Source organism: Planococcus sp. CAU13, from assembly GCF_000775575.1.
In the GTDB taxonomy this organism is placed as follows: Bacteria; Bacillota; Bacilli; order Bacillales_A; family Planococcaceae; genus Planococcus.
Genome location: NZ_JRGN01000009.1, coordinates 1 through 10,119, shown reverse-complemented (window position 1 = coordinate 10,119; position 10,119 = coordinate 1). Strand labels below are relative to the sequence as shown.

Annotated in this window: 9 protein-coding genes and 1 other annotated feature; of the genes, 7 read left to right on the top strand and 2 right to left on the bottom strand. The window is 46.2% G+C overall.

The genetic code is table 11. The features are described from left to right. Positions 1-141: 141 nt before the first annotated feature. From KW93_RS00330 to KW93_RS00320, 3 genes are all read left to right on the top strand, one after another. Positions 142-618 carry a glutathione peroxidase gene (locus tag KW93_RS00330; RefSeq protein ID WP_033540955.1) on the top strand — a complete coding sequence of 159 codons (477 nt, stop codon included), beginning with the start codon at positions 142-144 and terminating at the stop codon, positions 616-618. Between the two features lie 104 nt (positions 619-722). Next, entirely contained in the window at positions 723-2,186 is a 1,464-nt protein-coding gene (gene guaB, locus KW93_RS00325; RefSeq protein WP_033540954.1) for an IMP dehydrogenase, read from the top strand. A gap of 136 nt (positions 2,187-2,322) precedes the next feature. Beyond that, complete coding sequence (locus KW93_RS00320) at positions 2,323-3,663, top strand: D-alanyl-D-alanine carboxypeptidase family protein (RefSeq protein WP_033540953.1); 1,341 nt, start codon at positions 2,323-2,325, stop codon at positions 3,661-3,663. Positions 3,664-3,681: 18 nt separating this feature from the next. Here the strand turns inward: KW93_RS00320 and pdxR are convergent, their stop codons facing one another. Further along, positions 3,682-5,100, bottom strand: coding sequence for a MocR-like pyridoxine biosynthesis transcription factor PdxR (gene pdxR, locus KW93_RS00315; protein ID WP_033540952.1), 1,419 nt, complete (start codon positions 5,098-5,100; stop codon positions 3,682-3,684). A 160-nt stretch (positions 5,101-5,260) separates the two neighbouring features. After that, positions 5,261-5,469 (top strand) — a binding site (T-box leader). Between the two features lie 68 nt (positions 5,470-5,537). Here pdxR and serS point away from each other — a divergent pair. Both serS and KW93_RS00305 read left to right on the top strand, forming a co-directional pair. Further along, complete coding sequence (gene serS / locus KW93_RS00310; protein ID WP_033540951.1) at positions 5,538-6,812, top strand: serine--tRNA ligase; 1,275 nt, start codon at positions 5,538-5,540, stop codon at positions 6,810-6,812. A gap of 117 nt (positions 6,813-6,929) precedes the next feature. Continuing rightward, positions 6,930-7,808, top strand: coding sequence for an alpha/beta fold hydrolase (locus KW93_RS00305; protein WP_033540950.1), 879 nt, complete (start codon positions 6,930-6,932; stop codon positions 7,806-7,808). On the opposite strand, the gene tadA is transcribed toward KW93_RS00305, so the two are convergent. Next, positions 7,803-8,291 carry a tRNA adenosine(34) deaminase TadA gene (tadA, locus tag KW93_RS00300; RefSeq protein ID WP_152602391.1) on the bottom strand — a complete coding sequence of 163 codons (489 nt, stop codon included), beginning with the start codon at positions 8,289-8,291 and terminating at the stop codon, positions 7,803-7,805. The two genes, KW93_RS00305 and tadA, sit on opposite strands and share 6 nt — an antisense overlap. Positions 8,292-8,544: 253 nt before the next feature. Between tadA and KW93_RS00295 the strand changes: the two genes are divergently transcribed. After that, the gene (locus KW93_RS00295) at positions 8,545-9,183 is read left to right on the top strand and encodes a deoxynucleoside kinase (RefSeq protein WP_033540949.1); all 639 of its coding nucleotides are present in this window, start codon (positions 8,545-8,547) and stop codon (positions 9,181-9,183) included. Continuing rightward, the gene (locus KW93_RS00290) at positions 9,180-9,848 is read left to right on the top strand and encodes a deoxynucleoside kinase (RefSeq protein WP_033540948.1); all 669 of its coding nucleotides are present in this window, start codon (positions 9,180-9,182) and stop codon (positions 9,846-9,848) included. The genes KW93_RS00295 and KW93_RS00290 overlap by 4 nt, the downstream gene beginning before the upstream one ends. Positions 9,849-10,119 lie beyond the last annotated feature (271 nt).

Sequence of the window (10,119 nt, the reverse complement as noted above, 5' to 3'; positions counted from 1 at the left end):
GTTACCGCATCTGCGGTAGCGGCCTTTTTTGTCGTTCATCACTATAAAGTGCGAATCATTTCCTCACCTTATAAAGCACCTATTGCTTGTACATCAGCCAGTTTAAATATAACCTTAAAGAAAATACAGGAGGTTGGTAAAATGGTTTCGATTTATAACTTCAAAGTAAAAAATGCACAAGGGGAAATGGAATCACTGGAGAAATTCAAAGGCAGCCCGCTCGTCATAGTCAATACAGCCAGTAAATGCGGATTTACACCGCAGTTTGAAGATCTTCAAAAACTGTATGAAGAGTATCAGGGGCAGGGCCTTCAAATCCTCGGTTTTCCAAGTGCGCAATTTAACAATCAGGAATTTGAAAATCAGGAAGAGACGATGGAATTTTGTCAGGTGAATTATGGCGTGACATTTCCAATGTTTGCAAAAGTCGATGTAAAGGGCGAAACTGCAGATCCCCTTTTTAAATATCTGACGTCTTCACAAAAAGGTTTATTGACTGAAGGAATTAAATGGAACTTCACTAAGTTCCTGGTGGACAAAGACGGAAATGTCGTTAAACGGTATGCACCTCAGACTTCACCAAAGAAAATTGAAGAAGATTTGCGCACCATTCTCTAAAGACTAGTCGGAATACTTTTTCTATTCTTGAATTCTTGACACTCCGCATACCCACTGATAACCTTACTATTAATATTTAATAGGAAGCTGGAGGCGTGTCGATAATGTGGGAAACGAAATTTGTAAAAGAGGGTCTGACTTTTGACGATGTATTGCTTGTTCCGGGACATTCGGAAGTATTGCCGAAAGATGTGGATTTATCGGTTGAATTAACACCAAAACTGAAACTGAATATCCCAATAATCAGTGCAGGAATGGATACGGTCACCGAAGCAAAAATGGCGATTTCCATGGCGCGCCAAGGCGGACTTGGTGTTATTCATAAGAACATGAGCATTGAAGAACAAGCGGAACAGGTTACGACGGTTAAACGTTCTGAGAACGGCGTCATTACCGACCCATTCTTTTTGACTCCAGAGCATCAAGTGTATGATGCAGAACATTTAATGGGAAAATATCGTATTTCAGGTGTGCCGATTGTTAATAATGAAGAAGAATTGAAGTTGGTAGGCATTTTAACAAACCGGGATCTCCGGTTTATTCAGGATTATTCGTTAAAAATTGATGACGTGATGACGAAAGAAAAACTTGTTACCGCTTCAGTTGGCACGACCCTGGAAGATGCAGAAAAAATTCTTCAGCAATATAAAATTGAGAAATTGCCGATTGTCGATGATGCAGGAATTTTAAAAGGTTTGATTACAATCAAAGATATTGAAAAAGTTATCGAATTTCCGATTGCTGCGAAAGATTCACACGGGCGTCTGCTTGTCGGGGCAGCAGTCGGCGTTACATCCGATACACTTAAACGGGTTGAACTGCTTGTAAAAGCGCAGGTGGATGTTATTGTCCTCGATACTGCGCACGGCCATTCAAAGGGCGTATTGGAGATGGTCAGCGAAATTCGTTCGAAATTTCCAGAGCTCACCATCATAGCCGGAAACGTGGCGACTGCTGAAGGAACAAAAGCATTGATAGAAGCAGGAGCCGACGTTGTAAAAGTCGGTATTGGTCCTGGATCAATCTGTACGACACGAGTTGTGGCAGGAGTTGGCGTTCCTCAGATTACAGCGGTTTATGACTGTGCAACAGAAGCGAAAAAACACGGCAAAGCGATTATTGCTGATGGCGGCATTAAATATTCGGGCGATATCATCAAAGCTCTTGCTGCCGGTGGGCATGTCGTCATGCTTGGCAGTCTTCTCGCGGGCACTACAGAAAGCCCGGGAGAAACCGAGATCTTTCAGGGCCGACAGTTTAAAAATTATCGGGGCATGGGGTCCATCGCTTCGATGGAAAAAGGTTCAAAAGACCGTTATTTCCAGGATGAAGCCAAGAAACTGGTGCCGGAAGGAATCGAAGGAAGATTGCCTTTTAAAGGGCCGCTTTCTGATACGATCCATCAATTGCTCGGAGGAGTTCGTGCAGGGATGGGCTACTGCGGGACAAAGGATCTGGAGACACTCCGCAATGAAGCTCAATTTATCCGCATGACCGGAGCTGGATTACGCGAAAGCCATCCGCACGATGTTCAAATTACGAAAGAATCTCCAAACTATTCAATCTGACATAAGCTGAACCTTTTAGCACTCTTTTCCATCTTTAACAGGTGGGAAAGAGTGCTTTTTGCATATTTTTATTTCAGGACATTAATAATATGATAGAATAGCATGGGGAAATAGATTAATGGAGGTATAGAGAGAATTGAAGAAGGTCTTTAAAGTAACAATAATGCTTACAATTTTAACGATGTTTATGACGGCTATTGTCGTTCCGCAACAGGCTAGCGCGAACGAATCATTGAATATAATGGCAGACGCCGCTATTTTGGTGGATGCTGAAAGTGGAAAGATACTATATGAACAAAATGCTGATACACCACTTGGCGTAGCAAGTATGACGAAGATGATGACCGAATACCTCCTTTTTGAAGCAATCGAAGATGGGCGCATCACTTGGGATCAGCAATATAACGTAACTGATTTTACATATCAGGTTTCTCAGGACAGAGCACTCAGCAATGTGCCGCTTCGCGCAGATGGCACATATTCCATCAAAGAGCTGTACGAAGCTTTGGCAATTTATTCGGCGAACGCGGCAACAATCGGAATTGCCGAAACAATTGCGGGCACTGAAGGTGAATTTGTTCGTTTAATGAATGAAAAAGCGGTAGAGCTCGGATTGGATGACACGAAATTCGTCAACTCGACTGGCTTGAATAATGCCGATTTGAAAGGCATGCACCCGGAAGGTACCGGCGAAACTGACGAAAACGTCATGCCTGCCCGTTCTGTTGCGAAATTGGCAAAAGCGCTGATGGATGACTATCCGGAAGTTCTTGAAACCACAAGTATTCCAAGAGCCATTTTCCGTGACGGTACAGATGATAAGACAGATATGCCGAACTGGAATTTTATGCTTCCGGGTTTGGTATTTGAATATGAAGGTATGGATGGATTAAAAACAGGCACAACCAATTTTGCAGGACATTCTTTCACAGGCACAGCGAAACGCGGAGACGTACGCTTGATCACTGTCGTAATGAAGGCTGTCGACAGTGAAGGCGTTGGTTCTTATAAAGCACGTTTCGATGCTACCCGCGCATTGATGGATTATGGATTTGGCCAGTTTACAAAACAGGAAATCATTCCTGCCGGTTATCAGTTTGAAGGCCAGGAGGCTTTGCCTGTTTCAAAAGGCAAGGAAGATGAAGTCAAAATTGCGGTAAAAGAACCGATCACGATGATGGTCCATTCAAGCGAAAAAGATGCGTATGTCCCTGAATTGATCATTGATGAATCTCTTTTGGACAATGGCAAACTTGAAGCTTCAATTGAAAAAGATCAAGTGGTTGGAACTGTGAATCTTTCAAAAGAATCAGGTTCAGACTACGGTTATCTGGATGGTTCAGCAAGCGGCGTGGAAGTCGTGACAACTGAAGGCGTGGAGCGTGCCAACTGGTTCGCCCTTTCCATGCAGGCGGTCGGAAACTTCTTCTCCACAATGTGGACAGGCGCCCTTGATTTTATAAAAGGCTTATTTTAGATAAGTGCAGCGTATCCTCTAGTGGATGCGCTGCTTTTTGCTTTCACTGATCTGCCAGCTTGCCATGAGCTTATGGATACCTTCTTCAATCTGATGTTCAGACAAGCCGCCAAATCCGATGACAATGCGGGGAGAGGGGGATTCAGATTTTTTTACATCATAGGATTGCAGACCGAAAACTCGGATTCCAGCGTTTTTTGCTAGGTCAATCAATTGCTTTTCATTGAAAGGGGTCTCGATTGTCAAAACGATGTGCATACCCGCCTGTTTACCTGAAATTTTAACCGCCGGCGCGAATAAAGCCAACGTTTCTGTCAATTTTTCGAGTTTTTTCTTGTACAGTTTCCGCATGCGGTTGAGATGTCTCGAAAAATGTCCTTCTTTCATGAATTGCGCTACAATCTGCTGATCGAGCCGCGGCACTGAAGAAGAGTAATGAAGAAAGGTTTTATTGTATTCATGCAGCAGTGTGTTCGGCAGCACCATATAGGCGATGCGCAGCGACGGCATCAGCGATTTTGAAAAAGTACTGATGTAGATGACCCGGCCGCTCAGATCCATGCTCTGGAGTGCCGGAATCGGGCGGCTCGTGTAACGGAATTCACTGTCATAATCGTCTTCAATAATGTAACGGTCGGGCTTTGCTGCCGCCCAGTTCAATAATTGGGCACGCCTGGCCGCACTCAGCACAGAACCTGTCGGGAACTGGTGGGATGGCGTGACGTATGCCACGTCAACCGGAGAGTTCTCAAGTTCCCCTACATTAATGCCATCTTCATCGATTGGGATTGGCAGCGACTCGCGGTCATGATGACTGAAAATGCTATGTGTCAGGGCATATCCGGGATTTTCAAAGCCGAAGAGAGAGGTTTTTGACAGCAGCCGGATCAGCAACGGCATCAATTGTTCTGTTCCTGAACCGATGATGATCTGATTGGGCTGGCAGACGACTCCGCGGGACTGAAACAGGTAACGGGCGATTTCCTGCCGCAGCCTGTCTTCACCCTGGGGATGGCCGGCCAGCAGCACTTCCCCGTTTGATTCATCAATCACTTCTTTGGCCAATTTGCGCCAGGTCGAAAAAGGGAAAGACGGTGTATCGATCTGTGCCGGATTAAAATCGAATTCATAGTCAATTTTCTCGGGAATTACCGGCTCTTCCTGCGGCAGGTCGAGATAAGCCAGCTCTTCGATGGCCTGCGCGTAATACCCTTTTCGGGGACGGGATTCAATAAAACCTTCAGCAACGAGCTGTCCATAAGCCAGTTCAACGGTCGTTTGGCTGATCGACAGAAATTCAGCCAGTTTCCGCTTGCTCGGTAATTTAGTGTCTACAGAGATTTTGCCGTCGATGATGGCTTGTTTGATGGCGGTATAAAGTTGCTTGTAGATGGGGCTGGCACTTTGTTTGTTTAATTGGAACATCAGCATATCCATAGGGTTCTCTCCAAACTGGCATGTTTATTTTATTGTTTTCAGTAGTTTAATGAAGGTCAGTTCCAGTATAACGCACCGGTGGAGTTGGGGCAAAAGGGGCTGAACCGGAGATGCTCTTGCCAAAATGAACGGATTATAGTAAAGTATGGTTAATTTAAAAATAGAAACGTTGATGGGAATTAGTAGGACGTCTGTTTTTCCAAAGAGAGCCGGTGGTTGGTGCGAACCGGTGAAAAACGCGTTTGAATCCACCCCGGAGTTGCATGGCGAAATAAGCCATTGCCGGTTTTAATGCCGTTATGTGATGAAGAGAACCGGAGATTTTTCCGGTTAATCAGGGTGGCAACGCGGGTAGCTCTCGTCCCTTTACCAGGGGATGTGGGCTATTTTTGTTGTCTTTTTTTCATTTGCGCCAAAAACAAGAGGAGGAATTTAACATGTTGGATATTCGATTTGTACGTGACAATTTTGAAGAAGTGAAAGGCAAGCTGGCGAAACGGGGAGAAGATATTTCCGTTTTGGACGAGTTTCAGCCGCTTGATGCGAAGCGCCGTGAATTGATTGCCCAGACGGAGAAATTGAAAGCCGAGCGCAACGAGGCTTCACAGAATATCGCTGTGATGAAACGCAATAAAGAAAATGCCGATGAAGCCATCGCGAAAATGCGCGAAGTGGGCGATGCAATCAAAACGATTGACGATGAATTGCGTGAAGTGGAAGAACGCCTGAATTACATCATGATGCGCGTGCCGAACATTCCTCACGACAGCGTGCCGCTGGGCGATACGGAAGATGATAACGAAGAAATCCGCACATGGGGCGACAAGCCGGAATTCGGGCATGAAGTGAAACCGCATTGGGATATTGCGACTGATTTGAAGATTGTCGATTTTGAACGTGCGGCAAAAGTGACGGGCAGCCGTTTTGTGTTCTACCGCGGACTGGGTGCACGCCTTGAACGTGCGTTGATCAACTTCATGATGGACCTTCACCAGGAAGAGCACGGCTATGAAGAAATGCTGCCGCCGTATCTCGTCAACCGCGAAAGTTTGACAGGTACAGGGCAATTGCCGAAATTCGAAGAGGATGCATTCCTGATTGAAGCGGAAGATTATTTCCTGATTCCGACATCTGAAGTGCCGGTGACGAACTTCTACCGGGATGAAATCCTGCCGGGCGACATGCTGCCGCAGGCATTCGCGTCTTACAGCGCGAATTTCCGCTCTGAAGCGGGTTCTGCGGGCCGGGACACGCGCGGATTGATCCGTCAGCACCAATTCAATAAAGTCGAGCTGGTGCGCTTTGTGAAGCCGGAAGAATCTTATGATGAGCTTGAGAAATTGACGGGCCACGCGGAGAAAGTGCTTCAGCTGCTTGGACTGCCGTACCGTGTTCTGAAAATGTGCACAGCGGATCTTGGATTCACAGCTGCGAAGAAGTACGATATTGAAGTTTGGATTCCGAGCCAGGAAATGTACCGTGAAATTTCTTCTTGCAGTAATTTCGAAGATTTCCAGGCAAGACGCGCCAATATTAAATTCCGCCGTGAGGCTGGCGGCAAGCCGGAATTTGTTCATACATTGAACGGCAGTGGGCTGGCAGTCGGCCGGACAGTCGCTGCACTCCTTGAAAACTTCCAGCAGGAAGACGGCTCTGTCCGCATTCCGGAAGTGCTGCGTCCGTATATGGGCGGCAAAGAATTCATCAAATAAAACAGGAAAGCTCCGCAGGCAGTTGCTTGCGGAGTTTTTCTATTGAGTGGGTGGTTTGATTTTATTGTTTTGGGAAAGGGGTATGGAAAAGAAGGAGAATGGAAGGGAGTTTTGACTATGATAAATGTTGAATTCCGATGGGTCGAAACGAATGGGATTATGGTGCATATGGCTGTTGCAGGACCGGAGGACGGGCCGCTGGCGATTCTTCTGCATGGTTTTCCGGAATTCTGGTATGGCTGGAAACATCAGATCAATGATTTGGCGGAGCGGGGATACCGCGTGATGGCGCCGGATCAGCGCGGCTATAACGTAAGCAGCAAACCGGAAGGCGCGGAAAATTACACATTGAATAAACTGCGGGATGACATTGTGGGTCTCATCGAATGGAGCGGAAAAGAAAAAGCGGTTGTCATCGGCCACGACTGGGGCGGAGCGGTTGCGTGGCAATTGGCGGCGACGCATCCGGAGCTGGTGGAAAAGCTGATTGCCATCAATATTCCACATCCACTGGCGATGTCGAAAGTGATGATGCGAAACCCATTGCAATGGGTGAGGAGTTCGTATATGGCCTACTTCCAGGTACCCGAACTGCCTGAAAAAATGATGGCCGCAGACAATTTCCGTTTCATGGAACAGGCGATGGCAGGTACGAGCCGGAAAAACACGTTTTCTGAGGAAGATTTTGATCAATACAAAAAGGCATGGGCACAGCCGCGGGCATTGACGGCCATGCTGAACTGGTACCGGGCACTTTCAAAAGGCAGTTTCAGCCAGACGCCAAGTAAAAAAATCGAAGTGCCCGTTCGGATTCTCTGGGGGCTGGGTGACCAATTCCTGTCTCAGCAGCTGGCGACTGAAAGCCTGAATTTCTGTACGGATGCCGAGCTTGTTTTCATCGGCCAGGCGACTCATTGGGTGCACCACGAACAGCCGTTTATCGTGAACCGGCTGATTCATGAATTTCTTGTCAATGAAAAAATGGAAGCCTTATAACAACGGCTTCCGTTTTTTCTTTTTGTCCCGCAGATTGCGGAAAAATTGGGTCAGCAGCCCGCCGCATTCATCGGCCAGCACATTTTCCTTCACTTCACATTCATGATTGAAACGTTCGTCATTCAGCAGGCGGTAAAGGGAATCGACACATCCAGCTTTCGGATCGCGCGCTCCGTAGACGACGCGCGGGATGCGTGACTGCAGGATGGCGCCGGCACACATCGGACACGGCTCTAACGTTACGTAAAGGATAGTGTTTTCGAGCCGCCAATTGTCCAGAACTTCGCAAGCATTCTGGATTGCCATCAATTCCGCATGCGTCACAGCGTTACGCGTCGTTTCCCGGAGGTTGTGGGCGCGCGCGATGACTTTGCCGTCGTGGACGATGACCGCTCCAATCGGCACTTCCCCTTTTGCCCCCGCTTTATTCGCTTCTTCTATCGCCATTTTCATATAAAACTGATCTTGTTCCATACCGTTCATGCTGCATCTCTCCTTAAGCCAAGTTTAGCATCTTTCAGAAAATGCGGCAGAAAGTTTTAAGAATGCCATCTGAAAAATAAAAAATAAAGAGCCGCTTTTCTGACTATAATAAGTTTCTCTAAAGATGACAACCACGCTGTTTGTAAGCATTTTTATTAATTTGGCAAACGCTTTTTGTCTCTACTTTTAAACAGCAGTTTATGGTAAAATTAAGGTTACCAAAGAGACTTGAAAAGAAAAAGGGGGGCTTCGGATGCCGGTGCCATTTATCACGGTGGAAGGGCCGATTGGCGTAGGGAAAACATCGCTCAGCAAAGCGATTGCCGATCATAATCAATTTAAATTACTAAAGGAAATCGTGGATGAAAACCCGTTTTTGAATAAATTCTATGAAGACATCGAAGAATGGAGTTTCCAGACGGAAATGTTCTTTCTTTGCAACCGCTATAAGCAATTGAACGATATCCAGAAGAAGTTCATCTCGAACCGGGAATCGGTTGTGGCGGATTATCATATCTTCAAAAACCTGATATTCGCGAAAAGAACTTTGCCCCCTCAGGAATATGCGAAATATGAGGAAATCTACAAAATCCTGACGGCTGATATGCCAAAGCCGAATATGGTCATTTATCTGCACGCCAGCCTTGATACGCTGATGAAGCGCATCAAACTCCGCGGACGTGAGTTCGAGCAATTGATTTCAGCGGATTATATGGAACAGCTCGCTGCTGATTACCATGAATTTATCGAACATTTTGAGCGTATGCATCCTGAAATCCCCGTTCTCCGGTTTAACGGAGATGAAATAGATTTTGTGCAGAACAAAGAAGATTTGCAGCTGATCCTGTCAAAAGTGGACGACACGCTGCAACAAAGGAGTTTAACAATATGAATTTACGTGAAAAATATGGCATTCCGGCAAATGCGGTCATCACCATCGCAGGCACAGTCGGCGTCGGCAAATCAACGATGACAAAAGCGCTGGCAGATGCGCTTCAATTCCGGACCTCCTATGAAAAAGTGGACTCGAATCCTTACCTGGATCTATTCTATGATGATTTTGAAAAATGGAGCTTCCACCTGCAGATTTATTTCCTCGCAGAACGTTTCAAGGAGCAAAAGCGCATGTTCGAATACGGCGGCGGCTTTATCCAGGACCGTTCGATCTATGAAGATACCGGCATTTTCGCCAAAATGCACTGGGAAAAAGGCACGATGAACAATGTCGATTACGAAACGTATACCAATCTTTTCGAAGCAATGGTCATGACTCCGTATTTCCCGCATCCCGACCTGCTGATTTACCTGGAAGGGTCGATTGATGACATTATCGGCCGCATCCAGGAACGTGGCCGCCAAATGGAGCAGCAGACACCGGTCGAATATTGGATCGAAATGCATCAGCGCTACGAAAACTGGATCAATACTTTCAACGGCTGCCCGGTTCTGCGTCTGAACATCAACGATTATGACTTGTTGAATGATCCGGACTGCGCGGAACAGATTGTGGAACGCATCGGCAATTTTATGCAGCAGGCTTTGGTACTGCGCAAATAAAACCAAAAAACCTTGAGCGGTTATGCAGCCGCTCAAGGTTTTTTCTGTCTTACACTTGTCGAAGCTGAACGGCCGTTTCCGCTTTTCGTTATTTCCCGGGAAATAAAAAGAGACTCCCATGTAGGAAGCCTCCTGAATTTAATAATTTGGCGAATCAAAATTTTCAGTCACGCATCTTCTAAAAAAAATTCGCTACTTTCGTAACGAATCCAATCTCGAATTTATATGCGCGTAAATTCAAAAAATGGAGGAGGAAGAGGGATTCGAACCC

Coding starts and splice junctions, on each gene's coding strand:
- KW93_RS00330 (WP_033540955.1), top strand. CDS start 142: ATGGTTTCGATTTATAACTTCAAAGTAAAAAATGCACAAGGGGAAATG.
- guaB (WP_033540954.1), top strand. CDS start 723: ATGTGGGAAACGAAATTTGTAAAAGAGGGTCTGACTTTTGACGATGTA.
- pdxR (WP_033540952.1), bottom strand. CDS start 5,100: ATGGATATGCTGATGTTCCAATTAAACAAACAAAGTGCCAGCCCCATC.
- serS (WP_033540951.1), top strand. CDS start 5,538: ATGTTGGATATTCGATTTGTACGTGACAATTTTGAAGAAGTGAAAGGC.
- KW93_RS00305 (WP_033540950.1), top strand. CDS start 6,930: ATGATAAATGTTGAATTCCGATGGGTCGAAACGAATGGGATTATGGTG.
- tadA (WP_152602391.1), bottom strand. CDS start 8,291: ATGAACGGTATGGAACAAGATCAGTTTTATATGAAAATGGCGATAGAA.
- KW93_RS00295 (WP_033540949.1), top strand. CDS start 8,545: ATGCCGGTGCCATTTATCACGGTGGAAGGGCCGATTGGCGTAGGGAAA.
- KW93_RS00290 (WP_033540948.1), top strand. CDS start 9,180: ATGAATTTACGTGAAAAATATGGCATTCCGGCAAATGCGGTCATCACC.